Annotated in this window: 14 protein-coding genes; 10 read left to right on the top strand and 4 right to left on the bottom strand. The window is 70.2% G+C overall.

Annotated features, from left to right (window positions below; all coding sequences use genetic code 11):
- Positions 1–77: 77 nt before the first annotated feature.
- Together mce and VKV26_19290 are read right to left on the bottom strand one after the other, a co-directional pair.
- Complete coding sequence (gene mce / locus VKV26_19295; GenBank protein ID HLZ72056.1) at positions 78–896, bottom strand: methylmalonyl-CoA epimerase; 819 nt, start codon at positions 894–896, stop codon at positions 78–80.
- Between the two features lie 116 nt (positions 897–1012).
- A complete protein-coding gene (locus VKV26_19290; protein HLZ72055.1) occupies positions 1013–1483 on the bottom strand; it encodes a DinB family protein in 471 nt (156 codons plus the stop codon).
- A gap of 198 nt (positions 1484–1681) precedes the next feature.
- On the opposite strand from VKV26_19290, the gene VKV26_19285 reads away from it, so the two are divergent.
- The gene (locus VKV26_19285; GenBank protein HLZ72054.1) at positions 1682–2452 is read left to right on the top strand and encodes an MBL fold metallo-hydrolase; all 771 of its coding nucleotides are present in this window, start codon (positions 1682–1684) and stop codon (positions 2450–2452) included.
- A gap of 710 nt (positions 2453–3162) precedes the next feature.
- Here the strand turns inward: VKV26_19285 and VKV26_19280 are convergent.
- The gene (locus VKV26_19280; GenBank protein ID HLZ72053.1) at positions 3163–3507 is read right to left on the bottom strand and encodes a winged helix-turn-helix transcriptional regulator; all 345 of its coding nucleotides are present in this window, start codon (positions 3505–3507) and stop codon (positions 3163–3165) included.
- Positions 3508–3624: 117 nt separating this feature from the next.
- Complete coding sequence (locus VKV26_19275) at positions 3625–4125, bottom strand: MarR family transcriptional regulator (protein HLZ72052.1); 501 nt, start codon at positions 4123–4125, stop codon at positions 3625–3627.
- Between the two features lie 188 nt (positions 4126–4313).
- On the opposite strand from VKV26_19275, the gene VKV26_19270 reads away from it, so the two are divergent.
- From VKV26_19270 to VKV26_19230, 9 genes are all read left to right on the top strand, one after another.
- Positions 4314–5714, top strand: a complete 1401-nt coding sequence (locus VKV26_19270; protein ID HLZ72051.1) for an MmgE/PrpD family protein — start codon at positions 4314–4316, stop codon at positions 5712–5714.
- Positions 5715–5753: 39 nt separating this feature from the next.
- Positions 5754–6902 (top strand): acyl-CoA dehydrogenase family protein, encoded by a 1149-nt coding sequence (locus VKV26_19265; GenBank protein ID HLZ72050.1) that lies wholly within the window; start codon positions 5754–5756, stop codon positions 6900–6902.
- 75 nt (positions 6903–6977) lie between these two features.
- Positions 6978–7571 (top strand): MaoC family dehydratase, encoded by a 594-nt coding sequence (locus VKV26_19260; GenBank protein ID HLZ72049.1) that lies wholly within the window; start codon positions 6978–6980, stop codon positions 7569–7571.
- Positions 7572–7727: 156 nt separating this feature from the next.
- Positions 7728–8918 (top strand): RidA family protein, encoded by a 1191-nt coding sequence (locus VKV26_19255; protein ID HLZ72048.1) that lies wholly within the window; start codon positions 7728–7730, stop codon positions 8916–8918.
- 30 nt (positions 8919–8948) lie between these two features.
- Positions 8949–9311: a hypothetical protein gene (locus tag VKV26_19250; protein ID HLZ72047.1), complete on the top strand. Its 363-nt coding sequence runs from the start codon at positions 8949–8951 to the stop codon at positions 9309–9311.
- Between the two features lie 322 nt (positions 9312–9633).
- The gene (locus VKV26_19245; protein ID HLZ72046.1) at positions 9634–10572 is read left to right on the top strand and encodes an ABC transporter ATP-binding protein; all 939 of its coding nucleotides are present in this window, start codon (positions 9634–9636) and stop codon (positions 10570–10572) included.
- A 2-nt stretch (positions 10573–10574) separates the two neighbouring features.
- On the top strand, positions 10575–12251 hold the full coding sequence (locus tag VKV26_19240; protein HLZ72045.1) for an AMP-binding protein: 1677 nt from the start codon (positions 10575–10577) through the stop codon (positions 12249–12251).
- A 45-nt stretch (positions 12252–12296) separates the two neighbouring features.
- Positions 12297–13187 (top strand): branched-chain amino acid ABC transporter permease, encoded by an 891-nt coding sequence (locus tag VKV26_19235; protein HLZ72044.1) that lies wholly within the window; start codon positions 12297–12299, stop codon positions 13185–13187.
- A gap of 9 nt (positions 13188–13196) precedes the next feature.
- Complete coding sequence (locus tag VKV26_19230; protein HLZ72043.1) at positions 13197–14276, top strand: branched-chain amino acid ABC transporter permease; 1080 nt, start codon at positions 13197–13199, stop codon at positions 14274–14276.
- Positions 14277–14423: the final 147 nt, after the last annotated feature.

The following is a 14423-nucleotide window of genomic DNA, read 5'->3' as shown; positions in this document are numbered from 1 at the left end:
GCTTCGCCGCGGTGCTTGCACCGTGGGCGCCCGCCGGCATGGTGTGGCGACCGAGACTCACCTGCCCTGCTCCGCCCCTACACCCGCTCGCGAAGTTGAATCGAGACGCCGTGGGTGTTGCGCGGGCTAACGAAAGCCAGCCGGCTGCCGGCGGCGCCCGCCGGGTCGCCTACGCGCACGCCGGCCTCGCGCAGCGCGGCGACGGCCTTCTCGATGTCCGCAACCGCGAGCGAGATCAGGTACATCCCCTCGCCCTTCTCGTCCAGGAACTTCGAGACGGCGCCCTCGCCCAGCGGCGTGATCAGCTCGACGAAGGCGTTGGCGCCGGCCACGGGCAAGATCGCGTTGGAGATGCCCAGCGCGGCCACCTCGCGCCGCTCCTTCGTCGTAAAGCCGAAGTTGTTCTCCCAGGTGCGGCAGCCGGCGTCGAGGTCTTTCACGGCGAAGACGGCGTGGTCGAAGTTCTTGACGAGCGGGCCGGGCGCGGGCGCGTGGCCGCCCGCTGGCGGCGTGGCGAACTCGACCAGCACGCCGTGCGTGGCGCCCGGATGGATGAAGCCGATCATGCCGGCGAGGCCCTGGCGCGGCTGCTCATCGATCAGCCGCAGCCCCTTCGCCTTCGCCGCGGCCAGCTCGGCGCCCACGTCGTCGCTCTCGAAGCAGACGTGGTGCAGCCCTTCGCCCTTCTCCAGGAAGCGGGCGACACCGGTGCCCTCGCGCGTCGGCTCCAGCAGCTCGATCTCGGATTCGCCGGCGGGCAGCAGCACGCCGCGCACGCCCTGATCCTCGATCACCGCGTCCTTGGCGACGGACAGGCCGAGCGTGTCGCGGTAGAAGCGCAGCGCCTCGTCCGCGCTGCGCACGACCACGCCGACGTGATGGATCTTCTTGAGCATCGATGCGAGCCTCCTGAGGCGGCGTCTCCGCGGATGCGCGATCCGTCGGGGCGACGAAAAGGGCGCACCATTCATGCCAATGCGCCCCTACACGATCCGTTGCCCGCGCGGTTACGTCAATCTCGGCCTGGCGCCGGGGCGCCGTGCCGCCAGGCGCGGACCTCCTCGATGTGCTCCAGCGGGTGGCCGGCGATCGTCTGCATGATGCGCATGGCCGTCTTGCCCTCGGCGAAACGGTCCTCGGGCAAGGCCTTCGCCGCGGCCTCAAAGCGGGCCATGCCGGTCTCCAGGTCCTTGCGCACCTGCGCGATGCTCTTACCGTGCGCCTCTTCGACGTAGCGCGCGTTCATCCCATCGTTGTCCGAGAGATCGACGCCTTCCGGGGAAGGCCGCTCGCCACGGGCCATGCGCTCGTAGGCCTGGCCCATCATGTTGCACCAGGCGCCGAGATGGACCAGCAACTCGCGCGCCGACCAGCTGCCGAGCCAGACTTCGGTGAGCTTCGCCTCCGGCAGATCGCGCAGCTCGCTCAGCAGCGCGTTGGTGTTGGTGTGCAGGGCTTCGAGTTCGCGTTCGCGCGTCGCCATGGCCCGCCGCTCCTTCGATCGCGGATGTGCTCAGCCGGCCGCGGGAGCGGCCTCCGGCCGTTCCACCATGCCGCGAGGGTGGATAAAAGTCCAGCCGCCCGCGGTGTGGCCCTGTTTTCGGCCCCTTGACAGGCTGCCCGCCTGGCGCTACCCATAGGGCGGCGCGTCGCCGTGCGGATACGAAACAGGAGGCAGGCCGTGGCCGAGGTCGAACTGCTGCTCCAGGGCTTCTCGTTGGGCACCGATCAGGGCAGCCCCGCCTTCTGCGGCGTCACGCTGGTGCGCGGCTCGAAGACGATCCTGGTCGATGTCGCGCACACCGGCCGCCGCGAACTGCTGCTGGCGAAGCTACGCGAACGCGGTCTGCGCCCGCAGGACATCGACACCGTCGTGCTCACCCACGCCCACTGGGACCATATGCTCAACATCGACCTCTTCAGCAACGCCGAGGTGCTGGTGCACGAGGCCGAGCGCAGGTACGCCGCCAAACCCGATCCGGCCGACTGGGCCACGCCGAGCTACACCGGCCTGATTCTCGAGCAGATGAAGCTGCGGTCTGTACGCGAGGGCGACGAGATCGACAAAGGCGTGCGCATCCTCGACACGCCCGGCCATACGGTCGGCAGCATGACGCTGCTGGTGGAGAACAACGGCGAGACGATCGGCGTCACCGGCGACGCCCTGCCCAACGCCCGCTGCGCCCTCGCCGGCTCGCCCTACCTGATCTTCGCGACGGAAGCCGAGGCGCGCGAGAGCGCCCGCAAGATCACCTCACACTGCTCCGTGCTCTATCCCGGCCACGACCGGCCGTTCCGGCTGAAGGGCGGCTCGGTCGAGTATCTGATTCCCACCAGCATCCGCATCACCAGCCAGATTGAACCCTCGGCCACGGACGCCGGTATCACCCTGCATGGCGCCGAGCCGCGCAGCATCTGGGTGATGCCCCGCGCCGCGGCCGTCGGCGACTGAGCCGGCGCCACGCGGCGAAAGTCGCCATGCAGGACGGGAGCGCCGATAGTGCGCTCCCGTCCCTCGCTTTTCCGGCGCCGCCATGCGCGCCGGCGGCGGCGCTTCACGACCTGCAGCAGCGGAGTTGAGCCGTTCAGCATTCGCTACCCGAGAGCCGAATCATCAAGGCAGCAGGAAACAGACAGCAGCAACGGCCGGTATGGACGCCGGCCGTTGCTCAAGAGCGAGTGAAGGACGCGCACGGGTCGGGGCAGGGCCGCCGATCTCATGGTGCAAGCTCGCAACGCTCCTCGGTCAGCGCGGCAAGCGGCTGCATCAGGCGACGCCGATCCCGGCCAGTGTGGCGATCAGATCCTGGCGCAGGCGCCTGGGCATCGGGCGCTCGGACCTGGTTTCTCGAGAGTAGCAGCGCAGACACACGCAACTGCGGGCGCCGCCCGGCACGGCGACATCGTCCAGTTCCGTATCGAAGTGGCAAATAATGCACGAGTACATCGCGTGTTCCCCTATCCCGGCCGACGGCTGCAACCGTCCTCTATCACCAGTGTGCGGCGGCGCCCCTCACTACCCCATCACACTAATGAACTGTCCCGGATAGGACTTTTGGCCAGCGGGCTACTCCGCGGCGCGCCGAAGTAGGCATGCGCGCCGTGCAGGCAGGCAACTACAGGGGAACGAACGCGTGGGAGGGTGGTCGCGGCCGGTAGATGCTAGCGCCGGGCGACGACCTCGGGCGAGAGCCAGTCATGCGCCCAGTCGCCCATGGCCGCGACCACCGTGCCGAGAGCGCGGCCCTTGGCCGTGAGCCGGTATTCGATGCGCACCGGCGTTTCGGGGATTACGGAACGCTCGACGATGCCCTCTGCTTCCAGCTCTTTGAGCCGCTCCGAGAGCATGCGGTCGCTGAGGCCGGGGATCGCATGGGTCAGATCGCTGAAGCGCACGACGCCGCCGAGCATGGCGCGCAACACCGCGCCCGTCCAGCGCCGGCCGATCAACTCTACGGCGTGGTGGAAATAGGGGCAGAAGGCACTGACCGGGACATGCTCGTCCATGTCCTTATCTTATCGCACGTAAGCCGCTTGACAATGATGATGGGCGCAGGCAGCCGTCGGGTTTTCCCGGTGACAGAACGGCGCACGGCGACGCGGTCCCCGAACACCCGGACGGCCTCACACGGAAACGCCGCGGGCGGCGCGCGCCTGCGAACCGGGCACGGGCGCGGCAGCCGGGGTGGCGGCATACACGCGGCCGAGCAGCTCGCCGAGCTGCGCCGCCTCCTTGCGCGAGACGAAGCGGGCGAAGCGGGCGTCGATCGCCTGCGCGTAAACAGGCCAGGCGCGGCGCAGCTCCGCCAGGCCGGCGTCGGTGATCACGGCGAAGGTGCCGCGGCGGTCGCCGGGCGTCGGTTCGCGCCGCAGCAGCCCCGCGGCCTCCAGCCGATCGGCGAGGCGCGTGGCGTTGCTGCGGTTGAGCAGCATCGCCTCGGCCAGCTCGCGCATGCGCAGCCGCCTTCCCGGCGCGCCGGACAGCGCCGACAGCACGTCGTACCACTCGAGCGGCACCACGCCCGCCGCGCTCAGATCGCGGGCGATGCACTCGACCACGGCCGCGTGGGTCTTGAGGAAGGTGCGCCAGGCGTCCAGCCGGCGCTCGTCGATCGGCTCGCTCATGGCCAGAAGCATAGCACGCAGGTTCCGGCGGCTAAGATATGGTTTCGAAGCCGGCGATCGAAGACAATCTGCTGCCCCGCTATGGGAACCCCGATGGCCTTGATACCGTCTGCCGAAGCAGGCGGAGTAGCCGCGCGGTAGGATGGCAGCGGTGACGGCACATCGCCGCGCCGCCGTTGAGGTGCCTCATGCCGGCAACCGCCACCTTGGCCGAACAGCTTGCCGTGCGTACGTACGCGTTCTACGAGGGCCGCCGCGCGCTCGCCGCGGAGCTGTGCGGCCAGGCGACAGCGTATCTGCTCGACTTGCTCGGCAACGCGCTGGGCGGCTCGGCGGCCGAGTCTTCGCGGCGTCTGCGGGCGGGGCTGGCGCATGTGCCGCCAGGCGAGGCGACGGTCATAGGGGGGCGCGCCCTGGCGCTGCCCGAATACGCCGCGCTGCTCAACGGCGCCGCTTCCCACGCACTGGAGATGGACGACACGCACCAGCCATCGTCCACGCATCCGGGCGCGGTCGTGATTCCCGCCGCATTGGCCGCCGCGGAGGCAACCGACGCCACCGGGCGCGATCTGCTGGCCGCGATCGTCGCCGGCTACGAGGTGATGACGCGCGTGGGCATGGCGCTCGGTCCGGCCGAAGTGTACGCCCGCGGCTTTCACCCGACCGCGGTCTGCGGCCCGTTCGGCGCCGCGGCGGCCGTCGGGCTAATACTCGGCGCCGATCCGGGTCAGATCGCCTCGGCCTTCGGCATCGCCGGCTCGCAGGCGGGCGGGCTGCAGGCGTATCTCGGCGACGGCTCGCTCTTGAAGCGGCTGCACCCGGGCTGGGCGGCGCACGGCGGCACGATCGCGGCACGGCTGGCGCTGGCCGGCTTCAGCGGCCCGCGGGCGGTGTTCGAGGACGCGCACGGCCTCTTCCACGCCTTCTCCGGCGCCGCGCGGCCGGAGCCGCTGCTCGACGACTGGTCGCATCCGGAGTTGCTCCGCACCAGCAGCAAGGCGCACGCCTGCTGCCGTTACAACCAGGCGCCGCTCGACGCGCTCTTGCAGTGCATGCGCGAGGGCGGCGTACAGGCCGAAGACGTCGAAGCCGTGGAGCTGGGCGTGCTCAGCGTGGCCTGGAACGTAATCGCGGCGCCGCGCGAGCGCAAGCTCGACCCGCACACCGTGGTCGATGCGCAGTTTTCGCTACCGTACGGCGCCGCGGTGGCGCTGCGCTTCGGTCGCGCGGGCGTGGCGGAGCACAGGGAGGAGCTGCTGCGCGATCCCGCCGTGCAGGCGCTGCTGCCGCGCGTGCACTGCGTGCGCGACGCCTCGCTGGACGCCGAGTACCCGGCGCGCTGGCCGGCCACGGCCCGTCTGCAAACCCGCGACGGCCGCGAGTTCCACGCCCGCGTCGAGTTCCCCAAGGGCGACCCGGAGAATCCGCTCACGCCCGCCGAGCTTGAGGCGAAGTTCCGCGCTCTGGCCGGCATGGCGCTCCCGCCCGAACGATTGAATGCGATCGTGCGCCTGGTCACGGAACTGGACGCGGCGCCCTCCGTGCGGCATCTGCTGGCTGCGCTTGGCGCGACCGTGGGCGCGGCGTAGGGTGAAGCCCAGCACACCACTGTGCGGAGTGTCTTGCGCATGACCGACGTGGCTTCAGACCAGTTCGTCGTCCAGATCCGGCGCTGGGTGGAGCGCGAGGTGCTGCCCGTCGCTCGCGAGCTGGAGCTGGCCGACGAGTATCCTTTCGCCCTCGTCGCGCAGATGCAGGAGATGGGCCTTTTCGGCGCGATCATTCCCACGCAGTACGGCGGCGCCGGCCTCGGCTTCACGCAATACGCCGCGCTGATCGAGGAGATCGCCCGCGGCTGGATGAGCCTCACGGGCATCCTCAACAGTCACCTGATCATGGCCTTCAACGTGCTGACGCACGGCACGGAGGCGCAGCGCCGCCGCTGGCTGCCGCGCATGGCCACGGGCGAGCGGCGCGGCGGCATCGGCCTGACCGAGGCGCACGCCGGCTCCGACCTGCAGGCGATCAAGACCACGGCCGTGCGCGACGGCGACGACTACGTGGTCAACGGCCAGAAGTCGTACATCACCAACGGCCTGCACGGCAACACGTTCGCGCTGCTGGTGAAGACCGATCCGGCGGCCAGCCCGCCGCATCGTGGCACCAGCCTCTTCATCGTAGAGAAGGGTGAGCCGGGCTTCAGCGTCGGCCAGAAGTTCCAGAAGCTCGGCTACCGCGGTGTGGACACGGTGGAGCTGCTGTTTCAGGACTTCCGCGTGCCGGCGGAAAACCTGCTGGGCGGTGGCGAGGGCCACGGCTTCAAGCAGATCATGAGCGGGCTGGAGGTTGGGCGAATAAACGTAGCGGCGCGCGGGCTGGGCGTGGCCCGCGCCGCCTTCGAGGCGGCGATACGCTACGCGCAGCAGCGCGAGACGATGGGCAAGCCGATCGCGCAGCACCAGGCGATCCAGCTCAAGCTGGCGGAGATGGCGACGCGGCTGGAGGCGTCGCGCCTGCTCGTACGGCAGGCGGCGGAGAAGAAGGACGCGGGCGAGCGCTGCGACCTCGAGGCCGGCATGGCCAAGCTGTTCGCCACGGAGACGGCGCAGTTTTGCGCGCTCGAGGCGATGCGCATCCACGGCGGCGTGGCCTACATGCAGGATCTGCCCGTCGAACGCTACTACCGCGACGCGCCGCTCTTGCTGATCGGCGAGGGCACCAACGAGATCCAGCGCATCGTGATCGCGCGGCAACTGCTGGAGCGGTACCGGGTGTAGGACGGCGTGGCCCCATCCCCTGGCCCCCTCTCCATATTCATGGAGAGGGGGAAGCGCTGGAGGTTTGAGATTTCTATGGGCCGGGTGTTTGACGGGCGGGAACGGTTTGGCCGGTACCTGGAGGAGTTCCGGGCGGGCGATCTGTACAAGCACTGGCCGGGGCGCACGATCACCGAGTTCGACGACACGCTGTTCGCCCAGCTCACGCTGAACCAGCATCCGCTGCACTCGGACGCGGCCTACGCCGAGGGCACGCAGCACGGCCAGCGGCTGGTGGTGGGCACGCTCGTCTTCTCGCTGGCCGTGGGCATGAGCGTGGCCGACATCTCGGGCAAGGCGATCGCCAACCTGGAGTACGAGAGCGTGAAGCACCTCGGCCCCGCCTGGCACGGCGACACGATTTACGCCGAAACCGAGGTGCTGGAGGTGCGCGAGAGCGAGAGCAAGCCCGACCGTGGCGTGATCTACGTCGAGACGCGCGCCGTGAACCAGCGCGGCGAGCCGGTGCTCAGCTTCCGCCGCCGCGTGCTGATCCCGAAGCGGCCCCCATCCCCCGGTTCATCTCTCGTGCCCCCAATACCAGGGGCAGGGGAGATCGCTGAGCCGAGCAGTGGGGCAGAAGGTGCAGCTCACATATCCCTCGCCCAGGATTGGGCGAGGGATATGTGATATGTGAGATATGTGAGCTATGTGAAATGAGGTGAGGGCCGACGGCCCGGGGGTGAGGCCACACGCCCGACTAACCCGACGCCGCTCCGGAACCGCCCGACGCCGGATCGCCCTTCCCCTAGAATTGGGGGAAGGGAAGGGGATGAGGGCCCGCCCATGCCGAAGAACGCGCTCGAACCGGCCGACTTTCCCTTTTACGACCACCGGCCGTACGCCTTCAGCCTCGGCGTGGCGGCCGGCGAGCGCGCCTGGCTCGCCGGGCACACGGCCTCACGCTTCGACGGCGGCAGCGGCGGCATGGTCGTGAACGGCGCGCTGGCGGAGCAGGCAGCCGTGGCGCACGCCAAGCAGGGAGCGATCCTGGCCGCCGCCGGCATGGACTTCGGCAACGTCGTGCGCATCGTGGACTACGTCACGCCCGCCGGCCGCGATGCCTACGCCTCGCTCGCTGCTGAGCGCCGGCGGCTGTTCGACGGAAACCCGCCCGCCGTCTCGACGATGGTGGTCAACAGCCTGCTGCGGCCGCAGGCGCTGATCGAAAGCGAAGTCATGGCGGCGCGCGGCCCGCTGCAACGCTTCGGCGTGGATGCTGGCTTCGCCGGCGTGCCCGCCGCGGCGGCGGTGCAGAGCGGCGATCTGCTGTACTGTTCCGCGGTGTTGCCGCTGGACGCCGCCGGGCGCGTGGTCGAGGGCGGCTTGCTGGCGCAGGCGGAGCAGATCTACCGCAACGCCGAAGCCGTTTTGCGCGAAGCGGACTTCGGCATGGCCGACGTGGTGCGCACGCACGAATACATCCACGTCTCGGCGCTGCCGGAGTACTGCGAGACGTGGCGCGTGCGCGCCGCACACCTCGGTCCGCCAGGTAGTTGCGCGGTGGCCGCCACCGGCGTGCTGATGCGGGAGCTGGCCGTGCCCGGCGCCCTCTTGCAGGTGGAGTTCACCGCCTGCCGCGGCGAGAAGCGGGTGCTGAACCCCGGCTGGCGGCGTTACGAGCGGCTGACCTACGCGCCGGCCGTGGTCGCGGGCGGCCTCGTCTTCTGCTCCGGCCAGCTCAGCAGCGACCCGGAGACGGGCGAGCTGCTGCACAGCGGCGACGTGGCGGCGCAGGCGCGCTGCGTCTACGGCAACGTGCGCCGGGTGCTCGCGGCCGGCGGGCTGGGCATGGACGCGATCGTGAAGACGGTCGAATATGTCACTCCGGCCGCGCTGCCGGGCTACCGTGCCACGGCGGTGGTGCGGCGCGAGTTCTTCGAGGCGCCACTGCCCGCCGCCACAGGCATTGTTTGCGAGACGTTGTTGCGTCCGGAGACGCTGATCGAGATCGAGTGCATCGCCGCGAAGGGCTGAAGCAGCCGCGTGCGGTGGTAGGCTGAGCGCATGGAAACCGTGGAAACCGTACTCATTCCCGCGGAGCAAAAGGCGGCCATCGCCCGCGCCATCTTCGAGGACGAGGGCAGCCAGAACGGCGAACACCTCTGGGACGGCGAGCAACTGCTGTTCTACTGCCCCTTGCAGGCCTGGCAGCCGCCCGCGCGGCCGGCGCTGCGCGTGCGCGACCTGCTGCCGGCCCGGCTGCGTATTCCCACCTTCGGCGAGTATCTTGCGCGGGTACGCCCGGCCGCCCGGGCCGTCACGCTGCCGCCGCAGGAGCGCGCGGCGCTGCTGCGTGCCTATGAGGTGGAGACGATCGCCGCGCTGGCCCGCGCCCTGCCCGACCAGGCGACGCTCGGCCGCCGCTGAGCGGCAGAACCGTCGAGGCGGGCAGACGGAAGACCCGCTCCCCAATGCCGGCACAAAGCGTGAGGCAGGCACCGCACTGCTGCACCATGCGGCGGGCCGGCGCGATCCGCGTGCGCCGCCGATCGGCCGGCCCACCATAAGACGCACCAACGGTGACGGCGGACGATCGGTTCGCTATACTGCCCGCACACTGCGGCGCCGCAGCCTGACCCCACCGGCAGGAAACGGCAACCATCCGGCATCCCGGAAGGCAGCCGCCGGTTGCCGCCCGCAACCTTCGGTCGTGCGGAGCGAGAGCCGGCGAGCGCGGCAGGGGTAGCCTGTGGACGCGCAGCTCTCGATCCGCGACCTTACGCTCGCGTTCGGCGCCGTGCGCGCCCTGGACGGCGTCAGCCTCGAGGTGGCGCAGGGCTCGATCCACGCGATCATCGGCCCCAACGGCGCCGGCAAAACCAGCCTGCTCAACTGCATCAGCCGCGTTTATCAGCCTTCCAGCGGCGCGATGCGCTTCGAAGGTCACGATTTGGCCCACGTCGCCCGGCACAACCTCGTGCGCACGGGCATCGCCCGCACCTTTCAGAACATCGCCCTGTTCAAGGCGATGACGGTGCTGGACAACGTGCTGATCGGCCAGCACAGCCGCATGGGCCTGCGCCCGCTGCCGCGCGTGAACGGCCTCGGCCGCCGCCTGCTGGACGTGGCCGGCGCCGCCGTCGAGCCACTGGCCTCCTGTCTCTACTTCGGCCCCATCCGCGCCCGCGAGGCCGAGCACCGCGCCGAGGTGGAGAGCGTGCTGGAGTTCCTCGAGCTGCAGCAGGTGCGCCGCCGCCCCGTGGGCGAGCTGGCCTACGGCTTGCAGAAGCGGGTGGACCTCGCCCGCGCCCTCGCCGCCCGGCCGCGGCTGCTCCTGCTGGACGAACCGATGGCAGGCATGAACGCGGGCGAGAAAGAGGAGATGGTGCGCTTCATCCGCGAAACGAACCGTGAGCGCGGCGTCACCACGGTGCTGATCGAGCACGACATGGGCGTGGTGATGGGCCTCTCGGAGCGGATTACGGTGCTGGATTTCGGCCGCAAGATCATGGACGGTTCGCCCGCGGAAGTGCGCGTGCATCCCCGCGTGATCGAGGCGTATCTGGGTGAAGACGTGGCGCGGGTACAGGAAGTCGAGGCGGCGGCGGGTGTGAGCGCCGCGGAGTCCGGGGTCGACTTCCTCACACAGGCCGAGGCGGTTCCCGTCGCCCCCACGACCGAGGCTTGAGGATGAACGGCAGCCTGCCCGAGGCGCTGTTTGCGCAGGCCCGGTCGCGGCCGAACGCCGTGGCGTTGCGCTGGAAGCGGCGCGGCATCTGGCACGAGCGCAGCTGGGCGCAGTACGCGGCCCAGGTGCAACGCCTGGCCGCGGGCCTGCGGCGCGCCGGGCTGGCGCCGGCGAAGGCTGTCCTCGTGCAGGGCGCGAACAGTGTGGAGCGGCTGCAGGCCGAGCTGGCCGTGATCGCCGCCGGCAGCGTCGCGCTCTGCCTCGACGCCGAGGCGAGCGAGGCGGACTTCGCCGCGCTCTGCGCCGCCCGTCGCCCCGACGCGATCGTTGCCGACACGGCGGCGCAAGCCGGCGCGGCACGGCGCCTCGGCGGGACGCCGCCCGCGGCGGCGTGGTTGCTGCGCGGAGCGGCGGCGGGGCTGCCGGATGTCGCCGCGCTCGGCGGGTCCGCCGCGGAGAGCGCGGAGAGCGGGATCTCGGCGCCAGCCAACGGCGGCGAGCCGGCGCTGATCTTGCTGACGACGGGAAGCAGCGCCTCGCCGCGCCCCGTCACGCTCAGCCACGCGGCGCTGCTGGGCGCCGCGGAGCGGCTGAGCACGGCCACGCGCGCGGGCGAGCGCGACATTCTCTACTCCTTCCTGCCCGCGGGCTGGATCGGCGACCGTACCCTGGCGACGGCGCTGCACCCGCTCGCCGGCGGCGTGCTCGGCTTCCCGGAGGACCAGTCGACCGCGCTGGCCGACCTGCAGGAGTGCGGTCCCACACTGCTGCTCGCGCCGCCGCGCCTCTGGCAGATCCTGGCGCTGGCGCTGCGAGGGCGCGCCGGCACGCGCGGCCTGCGCGCCAGCCTCGTGCGCCGCGCCCTGGGGGGCAACGGCTCGACCCTGGCGCGTGGCCTGGTGGCGCGGCCCCTGCGCGACCAGGCGGGTCTGCTGCACACCCGGCTTGCGCTCTGCGCCGGCGGCCCGCTCGACGCGCGCACGTCCGGCTTCTTCCGCGCCCTGGGCATGCCGCTGCGCGACCTCTATCTGCTGACCGAAGCCGGCGGCGCCGTGGCGATTGCCGGCGCTGCGGGCGCGCTGCGGCTGCTCGACGGCATACACGCGGCGGCGCGCGGCGGCGAGATCGTACTGGCGCTGCCCGAGGGCGAGCTGGCGACGGGCGACGCCGGCCGCCTCGACGGTGCGGCGCTCACACTGGGCGGGCGGCTGGCCTCACGGCTGGACTTGCCGACAGGCGAGCAGGTCTCGACGGCGCCGCTGGAGCAGGCACTGGCGAGCAACACGTTCGTGCGCCATGCCCTGCTCGCGGCCGGCGATGGCCGCGGCCTCAGCGCCCTGATCGAGCTGGAGGACGCGGCGGTCGCCGCCTGGTCCGACGCGCGGCGGGCGGGCCTGGCTGGCCACGCGGAGTACGTGCGCTCGCCGGCCGTGCACGAGCTGCTGGCGCAGGCGGTGGCAGAGGCGAACGCGTCCGTGCTGGAGGGGCCGCGGATCGGCGCCTTCGAGGTCCTCGATCCGCCACTGGACGCCGGCGCGGGCGAGTTGACGCGGCTGCGCACCGTGCGGGCGCCGCTGGCGCGCGAGCGCAGGGCGGCAGCCCTCGCGGAGCTTTCGCACGACGACCCGGCGCGCCGGCGGCGTAAGGACGAAGCGCGGCTCGTTTCAGCAGACTCGTAACGGCACGGCGGGCGAGCGACAGCAGGTGAGGAGGAGCCGGCGGCGATGACGGCGTTCTGGCAGGACATCATCAGCGGCGTGATGATCGGCTCGCTTTACGGGTTGATCGCCCTCGGTTTCGTGCTGATCTACAAGTCGAGCCAGGTGCTGAACTTCGCGCAGGGCGAGGTGGTGATGTTCGGCGGCTTCATCGCCGTGGCGCTGGTCACGACCTACAGCATCGTGCTGCCGGTTGCCTTCCTGCTCACGCTCGTCTTTGCCGGTCTGATCGGGCTGGTGATCGAACGCGGCCTGCTGCGGCCGCTGATCGGCAAGCCGCTGATCTCGATCGTGATGGCGACGATCGGCCTCGCCTCCGTGCTGCGCGGTCTGGCGCCGATGCTGTGGGGCTCAACCACGCTGGCGTTCCCCAGCTCGTTTCTGAACGACGTCCGCCCGGTCGACTTCCTCGGCGTGCCGGTTGCCCGCATCAGCCTCTGGTCGTTCGGCTTTGCGGTGTTGTTCGTGGTGCTGTTCGGTCTTTTCTTCAAGTTCACGCGCACCGGGCTGGCCATGCAGGCCGTGGCCGACGACCAGCAGGCGGCGATGTCGATGGGCATCAGCGTACCGCGCGTCTTCGCCTGGTCCTGGGCGATCGCCCTGGTGGTGGCCGCGATCGGCGGCACGATCCTGGGCAACCGCCAGGGCGTGGATATCAGCCTGGCGACAATCACCCTCAAGGTCTTCCCGGTCGTCATCCTCGGCGGGCTGGACAGCATCACCGGCGCGATCGTGGCCGGCATCGCCATCGGCGTGATCGAAAACCTCGCGGGTACGTATGTCGACCCGCATGTCGGCGGCGGCTTCAAGGACGTCGCGCCGTACGTCGTGATGGTGTTTGTGCTGATGATCCGCCCCCACGGGCTGTTCGGCTCGCCCGAGATCGAGCGCGTGTAGCGAGACGCCATGATTGTCACCCGCACGGGCCAGTTCAAGAAGTCGTACGCGGCCGACGCGGCGATTCAGCGCACGAACCTGCAGCGCATCGCCTTCTGGGGCTTCGTCGTGGCGATGTTCGTGCTGGTGCCGCGCCTGCTCAACACGGTCTGGATCAACAACGTCAACCAGGTGCTGATCGCCGTGGTCGGCGTCACCGGGCTGAATATCTTGCTCGGCTATACAGGGCAGATCTCGATCGGGCACGGCGCCTTTGCCGGCGTCGGCGCCTTCACCATGGCGGTGCTGAACAACCGCTGGCACGTGCCGATGCTGGTGGGTCTGCCGATCGGCGCGGCGATGGCGGCGGCGCTGGGGCTCGTGGTCGGCATCCCCTCGCTGCGGGTGAAGGGGCTCTATCTTGCCGTGGCCACGCTGGCCTCGCAGGAGATCCTCTCCTGGTTCTTCGAGCACATGGAGTGGCTGACGAAGCAGAAGACCTCGTCGGTGGACGTGCACGCCGCCTGGCTGCACATCCCCGGCATCATCAACCACAAGTTCAAGACGGACACCGACCTCTTCTACCTGTTCGCGGTGATCGCCGTGGTCACGGTGCTGGCGACGGAGAACCTGATGCGATCGCGCATCGGCCGTGCCTTCGTTGCCATCCGCGATCGCGAGATCGCGGCCGAGATCGTGGGCGTCAACGCCTTCTCCTACAAGCTGCTGGCCTTCACGCTCAGCGCCTTCATCGCGGGCATCGCCGGCGGCATGCAGGCGCTGCTGTTCAGCCGCGCCCAGATCACGCCTTCGCAGTTCGACATCAACCTCTCGATCAACTGGCTGGCGATGAACATCATCGGCGGGCTGGGCAGCGTGCCCGGCGCGATCTACGGCGCCGCCTTCCTCGTGCTGCTGCCGATCGAGCTGCGCAACTGGATCACGTCGTTCAGGGGCAGCTACCGCTGGCTCGCCGACCATTACTCGCAGATCCAGGACGTGTTGTTCGGCCTGATCATCATAGGTTTCCTGATTTTCGAGCCGGACGGGCTCAACGCGATCTGGCTGCGCATTCGCCGCTTCTTTGCGCACTGGCCGTTCGCGGCCTGAGCGACGAGGCGCTGCCGAACTAGCTCGTTAGCGATAGAGGAGGTGAGCGGGCGAACGAGCGACACACCCTGCAAGCGGTACCCGATCTCGCGGATCGCACGGCGGCGGCTCGCACGGGCGGCTGGCTGCCGAAGGCAAGAGGAGGAA

It is taken from the genome of Dehalococcoidia bacterium (assembly GCA_035310145.1).
In the GTDB taxonomy this organism is placed as follows: domain Bacteria; phylum Chloroflexota; class Dehalococcoidia; order CAUJGQ01; family CAUJGQ01; genus CALFMN01.
This window is presented reverse-complemented; position numbering and strand designations above follow the sequence as displayed.